Here is a 17,364-nt window from a genome sequence, read left to right as displayed (position 1 = left end):
AAAAGAAACCCTCCGGGTGTTTGTCCCGAAAGGTCTCACTTTTTCTTGAATCTATGTCAATGGATGTTATGAGCCTAGCTGAAGGTACTCCTTTTCGCTAGGCACATAGAATGTTGAGACTACTTTGGCAGCACCAATCTTCCATAAGATCCGGATGCCCCGCTTCATCTCCCCAGTGCAATCCATGCACCACGAATTTAGTATAATCAGTTCTTTTTCCAAAATCAATGACTTTAACGGAAAAAAACGTGAACTTAACTGAAATTCACAAAATTCAGTGTAAGGTGAAATCACTCTACTAGAAAGGTTTTAGACGAGTATTACGACTCTCTTCTGCGGTCTTCCATGTTGATGACTTTAGATTTATGCTCATGATTTCTGATATGTTTCTCACAGTATTCATAGTTGCCTTCACATTTGCTGCAGTATCTGAACTCCATATTGGGGTCATCCTTCTCCGTGATGCCGCAGGAGGTGCACTTATGGATGGACTGCACTCTTGTGGTGTACTTTGCCGCTTCTATATTCCTTCGGATCTTCTGGGTTTTGCTCTTTCTACTTTGCACCTTCATAAAGCCAGGACCGAAGAACAGCAGGAAGTTCAGAAGAGACACCCCGATGGCGATTCTGCCTGCAAGAGAAGCGCTGACGAACTCCACAAGGATGAAGGCTCCATAGAGAAGTCCTAGGAACTTCACTTTGATGGGCAGTACAAAATAAAGGTTCACCTGACTGTCCGGGAAAGTGGCCGCATAGGCCAAAAACAGGGTCATATTGAGATAATAGGTTGTGGTGACACCGATGAAGAACCCTGCAATGACAGACATAAGGACACCAAGGAAATAGTAGGTATTAAACCTGGTGGTTCCCCAGGCCATCTCCAGCACCCTGCCAATGTAGAAATAGAAGAGGAAACTGATGATGACAAAGAAACTGGAGGATCCTGGCACAAAGATGAAGGTCAGTACTCTCCAAACCTGTCCTTCTAAAATGAGGTTTCTGTTGAAATAAAGAAACGTACTGAATAGTCCATTGGACGTCATATCCACCAGGAACACCAGGAAAGATCCCAGCATCACATATTTCATTAAATCCCGGACGGCGAATTTTGAAACCAGCCTGTCCAGCTTATCAATTAATTTCATTGCTCTTAACACCTAACTTTCTTATAATTCCATACTGTTTCACACAGTATACCTTCTGCACTTTAAAATCGGCTTAATGCCTACTTTTTTATTTTATCATACATTTTTCCCCGGGTGATACCCACCCCACCTTTATTTTCTCTTGCAGATTCAGTACAATAGAAGAAAAGTTAGACGGGAGGTGCATTCTTGTGACCAAAAAACCACTTCATCTTCTGGTGAATATTCTTTTTCTCACAGCGTTTCTTTTGGTGACATTTTTCGGTATCGGTCCTGTGCTTCTGGCAGATGGCTCCATGCAAGAAAGGCTTTTTATCCTCCTTGTTGTGCTCTTGATCCTTACGGGTCTTCTCCTGCTACTTCGCTATGTCAAAAGCAAAATGCCATAGACTGCTGACGATAAAGACACAGCCAGATCAAGATCCTCTTTTCTTGGCTGTGTCTTGCACCGCGAAGTAAAAAATCAAAATAACGCCTGCACCATCCATCTTTAAGAAGATTTTCAGGATTTCTCTTGGAAAAAGAAAGCAGCCTGAGGTATACTTGAAAAGAATGAAATGGAGAAGGCTTCCTAAGAAAATTCAGCTGAAGCCCTTCATTCATGGTATAATGATATGTAGTGCTATTATATTGGAGGCAAGTTTATGAAATACCTTTGGAAAATAATCTGGTTCATCCAGGCCTTTATAGTACGGCTGATCCCTATGCTTTTATTCTTTGTGGTACACACCATCGGTGAAGTGTACATCTATAACTGGGATCCGCTGACTGTTCTAGAAATCAAACCACTTCCTCAGCTTTTTGACTCCTACTTGTTCCTCTATGGAGCTTTAGGACTCATTATACTGATCCTCTTTTTCATGAAGCTCCCGATCATCGCGAGAGTCATGACTGTGGGTATCCTGGCCTCACAGGCAGTATTCTTCCTGAAAAGGTGGGAAATCTATATTTACGACCTCAAAGATGTGGATCCCTACTATAATTTCTACATGGGCATTCTGATCTCCATCATCGTTGGTTTTGTGCTTCAGGTCACCTGGAGACTGATCCGAAACGGCTTTACCCAAGCCTACTACTGGTTCACGCTGAAGAGCTTTGGAAAAGAAAAGAAGGCAAACTTCAAGAAGATCCCAGTAAAAAAACTCCTTGAAAAGAAGAAGGCCTAAGGGCTCCATAAGAACTCAAAAAAAGTGGACCAGTTGCTTTAAAAAGCAGCTGGTCCTTTTATATGATCTTTTTTCCTTATGCAGTCTTTCTTTTTCTCCATGATACATAGAGACAAAGGCCCACAGCAAGCAGCAGGAATCCTAGTGCTGCTGATGAGGTCTCCTCCCCTAGAGAAGGCAAAGCATTGATTTTTGTTCCAATGATGCTGTAGTAGCTGAGATGATCTGTCTCAAAGACAAGGTAATCCCCTTCCACCTTGCTTGGCATCACAGTGATTTTTCCATCCTCTGCCACGTAAATCACTTCCAGATCCTTATAGCTGTTTTTCAGCTCCGTGGAAAGAGGCAAATAGATTCTGATGATTCCGTCAGGCTGAACTTCAACATTATTGAGAAGAAGAGAGATGTCAAAGACCTGGAGAATCTCCTTATTCTTTCTGATTGTGAGAAGATTTTTATCTGCTGTATCTTTCAAGGCGCCCAGTTTCACTTCTTCTACGACAAGCTTAAGATTCGGATCGAAGTAAGTATTCTCTGCCGCATTCACTCGAACCTTTGTCTTTTCATCCGTAAAGCTCATTTCCACGTACACGGTGGAAGATTTTTGGAACTTTTCGATATCTTCAGGTTTCAGATACTTCAGTTCTTCTTCCGTAAGCTGATCCATGAGCTTCTTGATTTCCATGAGAAGTGCGCCATCTTCTTTGCCTACCTCATCCAGTGATGGCAAGGCTTCTATTTTCTGTCTCACTTCTTCTGCCGCTGTGATTTCCCATAGGGATTCGAAGCTTTCATCCTTCGCAGGTACAGTCTCAGGAACTTCTTTCATCCAGCCCTTAAAGATGTACCCCGCTTTTTCCGGATCTTCTGGAAGCTCTATCGATTCGCCATACTTCATCATATCATCCACAAGCACTCCACCGTCAAATCCTCTAAAGATTATTCTATACTCGTTTCTGTCATAGTACAGCTCAAGTACTAGGCTTCCATCTCCTCTGATGTTTCCGGACGATATCTCATCTTCATGATCTTTAAGATAGGTGAATCCTTCATAGGTATTCGCCGCTGCAGTTCCCGTGGTATCTGTGGTTCCAATCTTGATTTCTTTCTCAAACTCCACATAGGTGCCATCCAGCGCTTCTCTATAATGCTTCACTTTATACACTGTATCTGTTTTCGCAGACCATTTGGCATACAAAGTGATGTTTTGAGCCGGTACTTTATCTACCGCAAAATCCCATTCAGTTTCCAGTGCTGCATCCGTAAACCATCCCTCAAAGGTATATCCTATCCTTGAAGTAGCTGTGTTACTCTCGATGAGTGTATTGAAGTCCTGACGAAGATTGAGCACCTCGCTTCCTCCATTCTCTTCAAAGGAAACATCATACTGATTTATCGTATAGATTGCTTTCACTTCAAGGTCTTCTGTGATTTTCGTGAAATCCTCATCCCAATGAGTGAAGGTATAACCTTCCCGGGTCATTCCTGTAGGCGCCTTTGCACCTGACTCATATTTCAGTGTTACTTCTTTTAGAACAGTTCCGTCCCAGTCTTTAAAGACCACTTCAAAAGAATCTCTCTGATAGTATAGACTCAATTCTAGAGTTCCAGAACCATCGATGATTCCAGTGGCAAATTCATCTTCATGGGTTCTATCCACACTGAATCCAATGTAGATTTTCACTGGTGCAGTTATTTCAGTATCTGTGATGCCAGTAAACTCTTCTTGATCTTCTAGCTCATATGTCCCGTCCAGTTTTTCTTTATAATGGTTTACGACATACTTTGTATTTGTGTTTGCACTCCACTTGGCATGCAAAGTAATATGCTCCGCAGGAATCGTATCTTTTTCAAAATCCCACTTATTCTCGAGAGCCGCTTCTGTGTACCAGCCTTCAAAGGTGTACCCAGCTTTTGTTGTCACTGGTACGATCTCAATAAAGGTATTGTAGTCCAGAAGAAGATCCGTAACTGCTGTGCCACCATTTTCTTCGAAAGAAACACGATACCGATTGATTTCCCACTGTGCTTCATAGGTGCTGTTTGAAGCTGGAACATACTGCGGTATTGTCGGACTCCAGCCTTTGAAGGTATAGCCTTCTTTTGTTGTCTCTTCAACAGTGCCCACTGATTCTCCGTAGTTTTTAGTGATGGAGTTGACTGAGCTTCCACCATTACTATTGAAAGTTAGAGTATAGCTGTTGATCGAGAACACCGCTTTAAAAGTAAGCGGTTCTGCTGGCATAACCTCTGGGATTTCCTGAGACCAGCCAGTAAATGTATGTCCAGATCTTAAGGGGTTCCCTGGCACTGGTACATCAGCGCCATAAGGAATATTTCCTTCTGCAATGACTTCATCATTCCAGTTTTTGAACACGTAATCGTAGTGCACTCTGTCATAATAAAGTTTCAGTACTAGTGAGCCATCCCCTTCAATGGTTCCAGTGAGAACTGACTCCGGGTTTTCTTCATCGAAGACAAATCCTGTGTAGGTCTTTGCACCAGCATGAACTGAACCACCTGTTGTTCCTTCCAAATCTTCTGTTTCAAAAAGATCATACCCAGTTCCATCCACTTTTTCCTGATAGTGAAGAACAGCATAATCTGTATCTGCATTCGGTGTCCATTTCGCGTACAAGATCACATCTGCAGCAGGCATTTTGTCATAGGCAAAGTTCCATGCAGTTTCAAATCCTGCATCACGATACCATCCAGAAAAATCATATCCAGCCTTCGTAGGTGCTGATGGCGCTACAATCAGGGCATCAAAGAGAACTTTCATTTCTGCCAAAGGAGTGCCACCTTGGCTGTCAAACATAACATTGTACGGAATGCTCCTTGTATTTCTGGTGACAGTAACGCTCTCTTCCGGCATCGTAAAGGTAATGGTTTTTTGTGTAAAATCCTCAACTTCAATGCTAGAAGGCGTCAGTGTAAAACCATCAAATTCCTTTCCAGCATCCGTTACCTCATACGCGGTTACCGTTACTGTATCACCAGGGGTATATCTACCGCTACCTGATCCACCTGAAACATCTACACCATAGGTATAAATGGCTTTTAATACAAGATCATTACCAGGCATGGTGAACCTCTGGGTTTTTAGTTTCGTGTCAATCTCCACGGAGCCTGAAACAACTTTCCACTCTTTAAACAGCTTTCCGGCTTCCACATCTTCTTGTGCAGAAATTTCTACAACGGTATGCTGAGTGAAATCCCCACTGCCCGTACCTCCCTGTACTGTAAGCTTATGCTCTGGCGCATAGGTGTAAGTTGCCCTGATTTTTACAGGCATCGTAGGCATAGTAAATGTTGTCCGATGGCTGGTAGGATTTGGCAGTGTGATATCCCCTTCCACGACTTCCCATTCTTTAAATTCATCTCCAATGGATTTTGTGTACGCTTCCAGTGTTACAGAATCTCCAGGAAGATAAATGCCTGCCCCTGTTCCATCTTCCACCGTCACAGCATACCCTAAGGATGACATCTGGATCAGTTTGAAATCCGTGACAGAAAGATCTTCCGCACGGTCTGTTGGTAGACCGCCGTATTCAACTACATATCCTCGCACCTCGCTATTCAACGGGAAATCATTCCATTTTCCTGTGCCATTATAAATATGAAGAACATATTCAGACAAATTATAGTTATTGGGTTCACGGTTGTCCCAGTTTGTATATCTTTTGCCATCAACATCATCGACTCTATAATACCAATCCATTTCCGGATCAAAGGAAACCTTCTCGGGAGTAATTGGTCCAAATGTCCATGGTATGTGTGGAGCATATCCTGTTGTAAAGGAGAGGCCCTTTCCACGATCCGCAAATCCTTCCGGACCCGTAACCCATCTCCAGTCTCCCTTTGTATTTTCATCCAGCCATTCACCCGTCAATAAATCTCGTTCAATGTCTCTACCGCCAATCCATCCAAGTCCGAGCGTCTTCTCTAAGATGAATGCATTTTCCCTGGCGCTTGTGATGGTGGCAAGATATCCTTGCCTGCCATAATAAGATCTCTTTTCTGCAGCTTCTTTAGCCTCAAGCCAGGAAATAGATTGATTACTATCCGTTGTAACATACTCATAATAATGCTGTGTTGGATCAAAATAAACGGAGCTTCCGATGGTAAAAGCAATCTGTCTGCTTATTCCAAGCTGTTCAGCACGAATCTTTACGCTCTTTAAAGCTTCCTCATACTGTGCTACGGTGGCATTACCACTTAAAGTAAGCACACCGCTGTTTGGATTATAAAATCCATTGATGCCATGAATTGGTTCAAATTCTAATAGGTCTCCTGACATCATATCTGTAATGGTGACTGTCGCACCATCCATATTCTCCTGTCCATCCAGTTTAAGTCTAAGATGCTCATCAACAAACATCTCTGAAACATAGGGCTTTGGAAGAGGAGATGTAAATATCCCATCACGATCCGTTACTTTAACTGTGATGGCCCCTCGTTCGCTTTGTCTGCCCTCCACAGTCTGACTGTAGTAATAGACTTTGCCATCTGTGTTCATCTCTGAAGGGATGGTGAAAGAAGTTCCTGAAGCCAGAGGCTTCACAGCGTCCAAGGCACCATAAAAAGTATAGATGCCTTCTTCAGAAGGATTTACAACAAGTTCTTCTCCTACGTACTTCGTCACCGATAGATCGATGGGTTTGGAAGGCGCTCCTGCTTGCACATAATTGTCCGGCTCCTGAATCCCTTTTTCTGTGTACCGGCTCTGAAAGAACACACTATGAAGCTCATGGATAGACGCTGCGCCACCTGTAGCTGCTGTAAAACCGACAAAAAGATCCGTTGTGTTCGTAAAGATATCTGTAAGAACAATACCATAGCTCATGACAGGAGCATCAGGCTTTGGCGCATTTCCATCTGTTTCCTGAGCCATAAAAACTTTTAAATCAGTCCCATCATAATCAATCCAAATGGTATGGATGGCATTGCTGACATCGATATCTGGTACGGTGCTATAGAATTCACGATGATCCGTTGTGTTCCCATTTACCATCACACCAAGATGACTCTCAGACGGGTCGCCATTATTCTGCCACGTGTCGATTTCAACCGCGATACTTGGCGATATGCCGCTGTACCCTAATCCGCCACCTGCACTGCCCGAACTGTTAGTTTCAGACTGAATGACAAAAGCCATACCATCTGCTCCTAAAGAATAATTATCATGAATTTTAAATGAGAACTTTGCATTGAATGCCAAATTTTCATTAAGATGGATGCTGTCTCGAAAAAACAGATATCCTACCTGACTGGCTATATTATCCGTTAGTCTCACAATAGAGTCCCTAATTGTGGCATTCCCACCAATATTCCAGTCCTCTGCAACAAATGAATCCCTGATATTCAGCGCACTGGTCCCCTGTGCAATGGTAATTGGTACACCTGAAGGGAACGCATTGGCTAAGGCTCCCGGATAAAGGCCAACGAGAAACAGTACCAAAAGAATAAATGCATATTTTCGTTTCATATAATCTGATAAAAACTTCATACTTTCACTCCTTTTATATAAATATAGTAACTCTTATTATTATGATACCCATGATCACTCTACAGACACTATACTCAACTGTACAAATACTTCATCATCAGTAGTTAAAAGGAAAAGCCCCGGACATCATGTCCGGGACTCTTCGTTGAAAGCACTGATAATGGCCGTTGGCAGCGGTACATCATACTCCAAATATTTTTTTTGAATATCCTCATAAAGTTTATTTTTCGCCCGATTATTCCGTAGGAGACGTAAAAGTTCCAGAAGCCTCACATTGAGCCATTCGTTCAGCGGTTCAACATGGTATATCTTTCGATAAATTTCGAGGGCATCCTCATAATAACGATGATTAAAATAAAAATCTCCGATTTTTCTCAGTCTTTCCAGAAATTTCTCCTGATAAATCTCATGCTGATCTGCAAGCCATGGGTAATCCAGATTCTTCAGATAAGGTCCTTCTGCTAAAGCGATGTAGTTCAGACATGTGCTGAGATTCTTTTCTGTAATAATGGGGGTAGTCTTCAGATGCTGCTCCCAAAGATCCACGTCCACCTGCACTTCATCCGGATATACCAGTTTATAGGCATCATCCTGAAACTTGATGACAATGGGAAGATCATGCTGCTGCAGCTTATTGCGCAGCCTGTAGAGAATCATATTGAGTGTAGCTGCACTTTTATCCGGATCCTCTTCCGGAATCAGTGTTTCAAAGATTTCATACTTGGACACAAATCTATGCCTGTTATGAAGGAGGAACACGAAAAGTTCCCGAATCTTCCCAGAACGCCATTTATAATCCAGCATCATACCTTCTTTGAAGGTGCCTGCATCTCCCATGAGCTTTATGAGGATTTTAGGAGAATCTAAGGGGGAAACCACTGATTTCTCCTTCAGCCGCTCTTCAATCCGTTCCACCGTCTTTTTTACCCGCTCCAGCATCAGAGGCTTTAAGAGGTAGTCCAGCGCATACTGCTCAAAGGCTTCCACCGCATACTGCTTATGGGCGGTGACAAAAATCACTTCAATCCCCGGACAGGAGCTTCTCACCCTGGAGGCCAGGGTAATTCCAGATACCATGGGCATTTCAATATCTGCAAAGACCACCTGAGGCTTTTCTTTTTCAATATAATGGATGGCATCCATGGGATTGGTGAACGTCACCAAATGTTCTTCTTTGATTTTTCCAGTCTTAAGAAGCAGCACTTTCAGGTGCTCCACAGCCAATCTTTCATCGTCAATCAGTACGTATTTCATTTGATCTCACATCCTCTACGGGTATTTTATAATAAACAAGAGTACCCTCATCCAGACCGCTTTCGATAAAAAGTCCTTCGTTATAAAGAAGCTTCAGTCGTCTGTGCACATTGAGGAGGCCAACCCCTCGGCTTAATCCGTTCTTTTTCAGAATAGAGCGGATGATCTCGTCGGGCATCCCTATGCCATCATCGGCTATGGAGATGATGTAATGCTCCTCTTTCTGGTAAACAGAAATCTTCACCGTACCCCCTTCCATGGTCTCCATGAGGCCATGACGTATGGCATTCTCCACCAGTGGCTGGAGCGTAAAAGGAGGGAGGAGAAAATGAAGATTATCCTCCACATCCCAAATAACTTTCAGACGTTCCTCAAACCTGGACTGCTCCAGCTCCAGATAAGACCCCACCATAGAAAGCTCTTCCTCCAAATGGATCCACTTGTGGGTGTTTTCAAAGTCAAACTTCGCATGGAGATACTCTCCTAAAGAAGACACCAGATCATGGGCTTTTTCCGGATCCACCAGGATCTGAGAAGAAATGACATTCAAGGTGTTGAAGAGAAAATGAGGCTTGATCTGAGCTTGCAGAAAGGACATCTCTTTTTCCTCCACCATGTTGTGCTGCCTTCCAAGTTCGTCCAAGGTCTGCAAAAGCTCCATGGAAAGCTCTCTGCTTTTCCGGTAATGAATCGTGTACCGGTATAAAAGAAGAGATGCCATGGCCACACTGTACATACCAATGGCCAGAAACGAAAGATGCATGGTGTTCGTATTGCCGACACTATAGAGCATCTCGTCAAAATAGAAAAGAAAAGCAGAAAAAATTGCAGTGGCATAGAGTATATTCTCTGTGACATTATTCTCTATGTTCTTCTTTCTTAGAATCCACAGAAGTACCCGGACCCACAAAACAAAAAATACCATGGTGGCAAAATAAAAATAAAACTGCAGTGCATACATGTAGATATGAAGGGGGAGAAACAAGAGGAAGACAAACATCATCCCAAAGATGACACTGAGCACATTCTTATAACGTCTGGGGAGAAAATCCGGATACAGCTTGTTAAAAAGAGACAGCATCCAGAGCATCGCACTGGTTGCAAGGGCATGACCCACACGGAAAATCCCATCCATGCTCAGAGACGGGAATATAATGCCAAGAATTCTTTCCCCGTACATGGTGCCCATGAGCCCCAGAAAAATGGTGCTGAGAGAAAGAGACAGCACAGCAGGTTCTTCCTTCCGGTAATAACTGCTGGAAAGATACAGTATAAGATACAGAAGCCCCACCAGAACACTTACCGTAGTCATGGAGAACTCAAACAGAAGATTCCGGTCATGGCGGTTCCGAAGAGCAGTCGGATCTCCAAACTGCAATGGCCTTGCGATGCCCCCTTGCACATACTCGTGGTTCGCTGCGTGAATGATGATTTCTGTCTCCCCTTCTGATACCTCGAAAAAAACAAGCTGAGGCTGATTGCCAGGGATGCTACCTTTCAGACTTTCTGAAGCCTTGCCATCCTCTGCCAAGAGCTCTCCATTGACATAGAGTCTGCTGGCATTGCGGATGCTGGTTTTTTTCAGTGCAACATCACTGTCCTTTGGAATATTCACTAGGCGGAGACGGTAGGTCCCAAATCCTTTCACAGGATAGGTCTCCCCTTCCACATCCCGGCTCCAGATTCCTGGCACCTTGATATACCTGGCACTCTTCTCATTGAACTGCCCAGGTTCAATGAACTCACCATAATAAAATTCCCACTCTCCGTTGAGTTCTATGTATCCATTTTCTGGCCACTGAACTTTATGAAAGTCCAAAACGCCCTTCTCTGCATATTGAGGCATATGATTCATGAATATATAGTAAAACCCAATTCCGATCACAATCAGAACTGAAACCAATAGAAAAGTCCACCGGATATTTTTCATTTTCAACTCCTATTTTATTCCTATCTCCAACATTATTCTCACACTTACTGGGTATGAAAATCATATTTTTATGTCGAATGAAGAAATGTATGTAGTACTACTTATTATATAATTGTTTTTTCAAATTGAAAACAAAAAAAAGCAGCAAATTTTGCTGCTTAGATCTGCATGATTTTTGGAAGCTCCACTTCCATGGTGGTACCTTTCCCAAGGGTGCTCTTTGCTTGTACCGTTCCCCCATGGGTATCCACAATCCATTTTGCGATGGAAAGACCTAAGCCCGAACCAGCCTTGTCCTTGGTCCTTGCTTTTTCTCCCACATAAAAACGTTCGAACACATTCTTAAGATCTTCCTTGGCAATGCCTTCTCCCTGATCCTCCACCTGGAGACAATACCTGTCTCCCATCTCCTTGGTACGCAGTGTAATGGTGCTGCCTTCTTTGGTGAATTTCACGCTGTTTTCAAGAAAGATTCTCAAAAGCTGCTTGATCATTCTACGGTCCTGCGTCACCACAAATTCCTCGGCCTCCACCTGAAACACTCTGCTAGGCACACTGAGAGAAAAGTCCTTGGCCGTTTCTGTAAGAAGCTCCTTCACAGAAAAAGCCCCAGGAGACAGTTTCATCTTCCTGTTTTCACCTTTTGCAATGAACAGCAGATTCTCCACCAGCATGCTCATATTGTCTGTTTCCAGCCGAATGGCCTCGATGGCTTCCGACAGGATTTCTGGATCGTCCTTTCCCCAGCGGTTCAAAAGATCGTTATAGCCTTTGATCACCGTAAGAGGAGTTCTCAGCTCATGGGACGCATCCGATACAAACTGAGCCTGCTTTGAATACGCATCATCAATTCTGTCCAAAAGACCATTGAAGGTTTCAGAAAGCTCTTTCAGCTCATCCTTCACCTCAGGCACCTCAATGCGGTCATGTAGATTTGAGGGTCCGATGGCTGCAGCAGATTTGGTCATGGCAAGGATGGGCTGAAAACTCTGTCTGGACATGAAGTATCCCACCACATAGCTCACCAGAATCCCCAAAAGAGAAGCGATGATGAGGGTCACCAAAGTCACAGAATTCATAAAATGATAGACCGAAAGATCCTTCACCACCCTTAAAGTGACAATGCCCAAAGGAGCAGCCACACGAAGCTCCTCAATGACAAGATCATCCGAGCTTTTCAGCTCCTCTCCTAGTGTTCTTTCAATAAACCATTCTTCTCGATTGGTGAGGGTCAGAAGATCTTCTGATTTTAAAAGAACGCCTCCGGACTCCGCCTCCGCATAGAGAGGATAAAGGATTCCTTCTTCCAGGAACATCGCTCGGGAAAGCGCTTCTCCACTAAGAAGCCTCTCTTCGAGAGATTCTGCCAGCTGCTCCACCTCATTGTTCGCACTGAGCCTGTTGTAGAGCTGAGTGCTGAAAAAAACAGCCAGGTTGATGATCAGAAGAATACTCGTAAAGATCAGTGCATAGTTCCAAGTGATTTTTGTGGACAGTTTCAATCGTCTCATCACGTCACCTAGCGGATGATGTATCCGGCTCCTCGGACGGTGTGAATCAGCTTGTCCTCATAGCCGTCATCCAGTTTGCTTCTGAGAAAACGGATGTACACATCCACCACGTTGGTTTCTCCCTCAAAATCAAATCCCCAGACATTGTTCAGTATTTTCTCCCGGGTCAGGACGATGCCCTGGTTCTCCAGAAGGTAACTAAGAAGATCAAACTCTTTCTTTGTGAGCTCTTTTCTCTCCCCATCCCGGAGCACTTCATAGTTCTCCCGGTTCACCGTAAGGCCCCTGAAGCTTAAGATTTTGGTCTCTTTCTCCTTGGGCTCATTTTTGCGGAACAGTGCCCGGAGCCTTGCAAGAAGCTCTTCCATCTCAAAGGGCTTTGTCATATATTCATCTGCCCCGATGTCAAATCCCTTGACCTTATCTTCCAGCCCATCCCTTGCTGTAATCATGATGATGGGAATATCGGTAAAGGTTCTGGCCCGTTTGGTCACCTCAATGCCATCCACAATGGGAATCATGAGATCCAGAAGCATCACATCGTATTCCTTGTTCATGAGATTCATCAAAGCACTCTGCCCATCTGCCACAATTTCCACATTATAGCCTTCGTGGGTCAGCTCAAGCTCCATGAATCTTGCCAGTCTTCTTTCATCTTCCACAATCAGTATGTTTTTCACACCTGCACCTCCAGTACTTATGTGATTCTTCTATCACAACCTGTGCCGTCTATTTATCACTTTCCTCAAAAAGATCCAGATACTCCTCATATCCTTCCTCCACCAGCTTCTCCTTGGGAATGAAGTGCATGGCGGCAGAGTTGATGCAATATCTGAGCCCTCCCTTTTCTTTAGGGCCATCTGTGAACACATGACCCAGATGGGCATCCGAACCTTTAGATCTCACTTCAATACGGTGCATGCCATAGGTGAAATCCGCCTTCTCCTTCACCACCCGCTTTTCAATGGGTTTTGTGAAGCTTGGCCATCCGCAGCCTGCATCATACTTGTCAAGACTTGAGAATAGAGGCTCCCCTGTATAAAGGTCCACATAGATGCCATCCTCAAAGTTCTGGTCATATTCATTTCTGTGAGGCATCTCTGTGCCCTTTTCTCGTGTCACATGGATCTGAAGCTCTGTGAGCTCTTTTCTTACTTCATCTTCGTCCCGGGTAATATACTCCCTTCTTTTCATCCTTTTTCACCACTCCTAAAATTTCTAAAATCAGTCTCATGTTCTTTTCGTTTTTACCCCAGTCATGAACGGTCTTTTCCACCTTGGATTCGGATACCATGGAAAGCTTCAGCTTCTCCTCGTCCAGTTTCTCCAGGTTCACCGTGAGGTACTCTCCATTGGATACCATGGATTTCTTGAAGAAAATTTTGAAAAAACCTGCCGTCTCCGTCAGCTCTCTTTCCTCCATTACCGTCTCCTGTTTTTTACGGAACTCCGCTTCTATCATCTGAAAAGCTTTCTCTAAAGGCACATTCACCTCAAGCTCTTTTTCTTTTCTCACTGCCACAATAACCCCTCCTAAACACCAACTGACAACATGTATCTTTTTCTTACTTCCATTTTACCATAGTATTTTATCTGAAAGATGCTTTCCTCCTTCTCTTCTGGAAAGAGAAGAAAGCCCTTCTGTTTTCAGAAACGCTAAGACAAACTCCTCATGGGTCTTGGCATACTCCCGAAGGACCCATCCAATGGCCTTGTCCACGAAAAACTCTTTTGTGGTAAGATTCCTCAAAATGGCTTCCTTGAGAAGATCTTCGTCCATTTTGCCCTTGTACTTCAGCTGAAAGAGAATGGAAATTCTCTTTTTCCAGAGGTTCTCTTTGTAGATGAGTGCTCGCATGGATTCTTTCACCGCTTCTTCCCGAAGAGCCATGGGACCAAAGATATTGGGAGCAAAACTGTCAATGGTGTCCCACCAGGGCTCCGTCAGTGCCATGGTGAGAAGCCTTGGAAGTTCCTTAGAGGTCCACTCTTTCTGAAACTTCTGCAGCAGATGAATGGCCGCATACTTAAATTCCCGTTCCGGAAGACTGTAGAGATACTCTGCATCCTCCAGGAAAAAAGCATCCCGCTCCTCTTTCAGGAACTCTTTCAGAATCGCTCTTCTTTCTGGTGTCTTGATGCCAAGAAACGGAAACTGGTTTCTCATATACTTCTCCATAGGCAGCTGATTTTCAGGATTTCTCCGCTCTCTCAGCATTATTTCCAGTTTTTTCACGTCCATTAGATCTCTCCTTTACCCTAGGAAGGGCAGATGAATGATGCCGAACATATGAAGACCTATGGTGTTGATGGCAAAATTTGCAAACATGTGCACCATATAGCTGTTATAGATGTTGCCATTCTTATCATTCAGAAGATTGAAGAAGATGCCGGACAAGAACAGACCAAGAATCGCCAGTCCTGTAATAAGAGGATTCGCCCAGCCATCCACCATACCGATGTGATACAGGGCAAAAAGGAGACTGGAGAACACATAGGCACTGCCTTTTCCAAAGGATCTTCTCAGCTTGAGATACCCAAAGCCCCGGAAGAAAAACTCTTCCAGAAAGGAATTCACAAAGGAGATATATAGGGCCACCAGCACAAAATTATTCCGGTCCACCATGAAATTCTCCGAAATAGCGCCTTCGATGGTTTCTAAAGAGATGAACTGCTGCACCACGAGATAGAGTCCCATAAGCAGCACATACACAAGGGCCCCCAGAAGCAGCGATTTTCTGAAACTGCCCTTTTCACGCTTTGTTTCCAGCACCGTGAACACATTCACTTCATGAAAGGAAAAGTGCAGCACAAGAGGCATGCCTAAAAATAGAATCACCTTGAAAAACGACCGCCCCCAATACCCCACATCAAACATTGCATCCACAAAAAATGTCAGAAGACTGCCTAGAAGAAGAATTGCTACAATCCATCTTCCCTCTGTCAGTCTCCGTTCTCTACCAAATATTTCTCCCATGACGCCTCCACACACAAAAATAATCAGACTTCTCTTTATTCTTTATTCCCTGCAAACTAGAAAAACCCTTTATTTTTCACTATATATTTCTATTTTCTTGCTATCTCCTTCATCCGAAGTGCTATATTTCATAGAAATCGCTTCTTTTTCTCCAAAATTCAGGTTAAGAAGTGAGAACCCATGATTTTCTATGGTGTTAGCCACTGCTTTCTCTTTTATTAGAACCTCCACACCTATATAATGAGATCAAAGGATCTTGCTGCCACAATGGAATCAATGGAAAAAGGAGACAACAGTTTTGGGAAAGTTAACCTTCAGCAAAAATGAGTTCGAAAACTTAAAGAAGAGAGATGAGAAACTGGCAAAAGCCATGGAGATTCTCCCCTTCTACACCAGAGAAACCGATGAGGATCTTTTCCGGAGCCTCATCAATAACATTGTGGGCCAGCAGATTTCCATGAAAGCTCAGGAAACCGTCTGGAAAAGGTTTCTTGACTATTTTCCTGCCATCACGCCTGAACACATCGCAGAGGCCACTTTGGAAGAAATCCAAAGTCTTGGCATCAGTTTTCGGAAAGCGGGCTATCTGAAAGGCACCGCAGAAATGGTCCTAAAAAGAGAGATTTCTCTAGAGGACCTTTACGGCCTCTCAGATGAGGAGGTCATAAAGGAGCTTGTGAAGTTTCCAGGCATTGGTCCCTGGACCGCAGAAATGCTTCTCATCTTCACCATGGGGAGAAAAGATGTCCTAAGCTACGGAGATCTTGCCATCAGAAAAGGACTCATGATGCTTTATGGCCATGAAACCATCACCAAGGAAATCTTTGAAACCTACCGGCAAAAGTTCTCCCCCTATGGCACCCTGGCTTCCCTCTATCTTTGGGAAATCTCTTCTGGGAACTATGCACTGCCAGAATAAGAATGAACATGAAAGGGAGACAAGCCCAGGCTTCTCTCCCTTTCATCATGATCATTTACTGGTATGGTTCCGGACAAAAGAGCTGCTTTATCTGATTCTATGCACCAGCTAAATCTCCACCACCCGTCCTGTTCTCACATAATCGATGTCTTTTTTCAGCGTCTCCTGGAGCTTTGCATACATTTTTCTTCCGGTGCAGTGACAGGTATAATACTTCACTTCTTTTTCAGAAAGTCTTCTCGCCAGATGCTCCACATATAAAGGATCTGGATGCACTTTGGAGGGTTTCTTGATATGGAATCCGCCAAAGACCGCATCTGTTTTGCAGTTTACTTTGTCTTCCATGGTGCTGAGAATATTGAGAATTCCCTGATGGCCGCAGCCAAAGAAAAGGTAGGTCTTCTCTCCTTCCCTCACCACCAGATGCTGTTCATGCTGAAAATCATCGGGAAGGATTTTTCCTCCTTTTTCCATATAAAGGGTCTCATTTCCTGGCGGGAGCATATCCTTTCTATCTACCACCGATAGGAGCTGAAGCTTCTCAGAAATTACATGGTCTCCTTGCAAAAGAACCACCTGAGGATGATGTTTCAAAGTCTCTTCAATCCCAAGAGGATTCATCTCTCCGTTTTCACGTTTGGAGTAGTGGGGAAGAAAGGCCTCTTCCTGTATATAAACCTTAGCTTTCTTATTATAATGCAGAAACTCAGAAAGGCCTCCTCCATGATCCTGATGTCCGTGGGACAGAACTGCAAGATCCACTTCTTTCAGATCTATACCGAGCTTTTCTGCATTCCTCATAAAAGAATCATCAGGTCCAAAATCAAAAAGAACTTTTTTCTCCTCTGTCTCTATATAGAAAGAGAGGCCATGGGCATTTTTCAGGTCCTGCCTCTCCAGATCATTCTCCAGAAGCACTGTTACTTTCATCCTATACTCCCCCTGTCTCCGCT

14 protein-coding genes are annotated in these 17,364 nt (G+C 43.7%); 3 read left to right on the top strand and 11 right to left on the bottom strand.

What is annotated here, in order from left to right:
* Positions 1–320: 320 nt before the first annotated feature.
* Positions 321–1,145, bottom strand: a complete 825-nt coding sequence (locus T487_RS0109155) for a rhomboid family intramembrane serine protease (RefSeq protein WP_031576648.1) — start codon at positions 1,143–1,145, stop codon at positions 321–323.
* A 191-nt stretch (positions 1,146–1,336) separates the two neighbouring features.
* On the opposite strand from T487_RS0109155, the gene T487_RS0109150 reads away from it, so the two are divergent.
* Both T487_RS0109150 and T487_RS0109145 read left to right on the top strand, forming a co-directional pair.
* Complete coding sequence (locus T487_RS0109150) at positions 1,337–1,534, top strand: DUF6954 family protein (protein WP_031576647.1); 198 nt, start codon at positions 1,337–1,339, stop codon at positions 1,532–1,534.
* Between the two features lie 255 nt (positions 1,535–1,789).
* A complete protein-coding gene (locus T487_RS0109145; protein WP_031576646.1) occupies positions 1,790–2,311 on the top strand; it encodes a hypothetical protein in 522 nt (173 codons plus the stop codon).
* A 76-nt stretch (positions 2,312–2,387) separates the two neighbouring features.
* Here the strand turns inward: T487_RS0109145 and T487_RS0109140 are convergent, their stop codons facing one another.
* The 9 genes from T487_RS0109140 to T487_RS0109100 form a co-directional block, all read right to left on the bottom strand.
* Entirely contained in the window at positions 2,388–7,820 is a 5,433-nt protein-coding gene (locus T487_RS0109140; protein WP_031576644.1) for an InlB B-repeat-containing protein, read from the bottom strand.
* 126 nt (positions 7,821–7,946) lie between these two features.
* Positions 7,947–9,074, bottom strand: coding sequence for a response regulator (locus T487_RS0109135; RefSeq protein WP_031576642.1), 1,128 nt, complete (start codon positions 9,072–9,074; stop codon positions 7,947–7,949).
* Entirely contained in the window at positions 9,055–11,004 is a 1,950-nt protein-coding gene (locus T487_RS0109130) for a sensor histidine kinase (RefSeq protein ID WP_031576641.1), read from the bottom strand. Before T487_RS0109130 ends, T487_RS0109135 begins: the two co-directional genes overlap by 20 nt.
* A gap of 158 nt (positions 11,005–11,162) precedes the next feature.
* Positions 11,163–12,515: a sensor histidine kinase gene (locus T487_RS0109125; protein WP_031576640.1), complete on the bottom strand. Its 1,353-nt coding sequence runs from the start codon at positions 12,513–12,515 to the stop codon at positions 11,163–11,165.
* An 8-nt stretch (positions 12,516–12,523) separates the two neighbouring features.
* Positions 12,524–13,195 (bottom strand): response regulator transcription factor, encoded by a 672-nt coding sequence (locus tag T487_RS0109120; protein WP_031576639.1) that lies wholly within the window; start codon positions 13,193–13,195, stop codon positions 12,524–12,526.
* Between the two features lie 49 nt (positions 13,196–13,244).
* A complete protein-coding gene (gene msrB, locus T487_RS0109115; protein ID WP_051651629.1) occupies positions 13,245–13,709 on the bottom strand; it encodes a peptide-methionine (R)-S-oxide reductase MsrB in 465 nt (154 codons plus the stop codon).
* A complete protein-coding gene (locus tag T487_RS0109110; protein ID WP_031576636.1) occupies positions 13,672–14,037 on the bottom strand; it encodes a hypothetical protein in 366 nt (121 codons plus the stop codon). Before T487_RS0109110 ends, msrB begins: the two co-directional genes overlap by 38 nt.
* A 54-nt stretch (positions 14,038–14,091) precedes the next feature.
* A complete protein-coding gene (locus T487_RS0109105; protein WP_031576635.1) occupies positions 14,092–14,757 on the bottom strand; it encodes a DNA alkylation repair protein in 666 nt (221 codons plus the stop codon).
* Positions 14,758–14,769: 12 nt separating this feature from the next.
* Positions 14,770–15,492, bottom strand: coding sequence for a CPBP family intramembrane glutamic endopeptidase (locus tag T487_RS0109100; RefSeq protein ID WP_051651628.1), 723 nt, complete (start codon positions 15,490–15,492; stop codon positions 14,770–14,772).
* Positions 15,493–15,790: 298 nt separating this feature from the next.
* Here T487_RS0109100 and T487_RS0109090 point away from each other — a divergent pair, with 298 nt between their 5' ends.
* Positions 15,791–16,411, top strand: coding sequence for a DNA-3-methyladenine glycosylase family protein (locus T487_RS0109090; protein WP_031576632.1), 621 nt, complete (start codon positions 15,791–15,793; stop codon positions 16,409–16,411).
* Positions 16,412–16,519: 108 nt separating this feature from the next.
* Here the strand turns inward: T487_RS0109090 and T487_RS0109085 are convergent, their stop codons facing one another.
* The gene (locus T487_RS0109085) at positions 16,520–17,341 is read right to left on the bottom strand and encodes an MBL fold metallo-hydrolase (protein WP_031576631.1); all 822 of its coding nucleotides are present in this window, start codon (positions 17,339–17,341) and stop codon (positions 16,520–16,522) included.
* Positions 17,342–17,364: the final 23 nt, after the last annotated feature.

This window comes from Proteiniclasticum ruminis DSM 24773 (assembly GCF_000701905.1).
Taxonomy (GTDB): domain Bacteria; phylum Bacillota; class Clostridia; order Clostridiales; family Clostridiaceae; genus Proteiniclasticum; species Proteiniclasticum ruminis.
Note: the sequence above shows the minus strand (reverse complement) of the source record. Positions and strands in the feature narration are given on the sequence as shown.

Coding starts and splice junctions, on each gene's coding strand:
- T487_RS0109135 (WP_031576642.1), bottom strand. CDS start 9,074: ATGAAATACGTACTGATTGACGATGAAAGATTGGCTGTGGAGCACCTG.
- T487_RS0109155 (WP_031576648.1), bottom strand. CDS start 1,145: ATGAAATTAATTGATAAGCTGGACAGGCTGGTTTCAAAATTCGCCGTC.
- T487_RS0109125 (WP_031576640.1), bottom strand. CDS start 12,515: ATGAGACGATTGAAACTGTCCACAAAAATCACTTGGAACTATGCACTG.
- msrB (WP_051651629.1), bottom strand. CDS start 13,709: ATGAAAAGAAGGGAGTATATTACCCGGGACGAAGATGAAGTAAGAAAA.
- T487_RS0109145 (WP_031576646.1), top strand. CDS start 1,790: ATGAAATACCTTTGGAAAATAATCTGGTTCATCCAGGCCTTTATAGTA.
- T487_RS0109100 (WP_051651628.1), bottom strand. CDS start 15,492: ATGGGAGAAATATTTGGTAGAGAACGGAGACTGACAGAGGGAAGATGG.
- T487_RS0109105 (WP_031576635.1), bottom strand. CDS start 14,757: ATGGACGTGAAAAAACTGGAAATAATGCTGAGAGAGCGGAGAAATCCT.
- T487_RS0109085 (WP_031576631.1), bottom strand. CDS start 17,341: ATGAAAGTAACAGTGCTTCTGGAGAATGATCTGGAGAGGCAGGACCTG.
- T487_RS0109130 (WP_031576641.1), bottom strand. CDS start 11,004: ATGAAAAATATCCGGTGGACTTTTCTATTGGTTTCAGTTCTGATTGTG.
- T487_RS0109140 (WP_031576644.1), bottom strand. CDS start 7,820: ATGAAGTTTTTATCAGATTATATGAAACGAAAATATGCATTTATTCTT.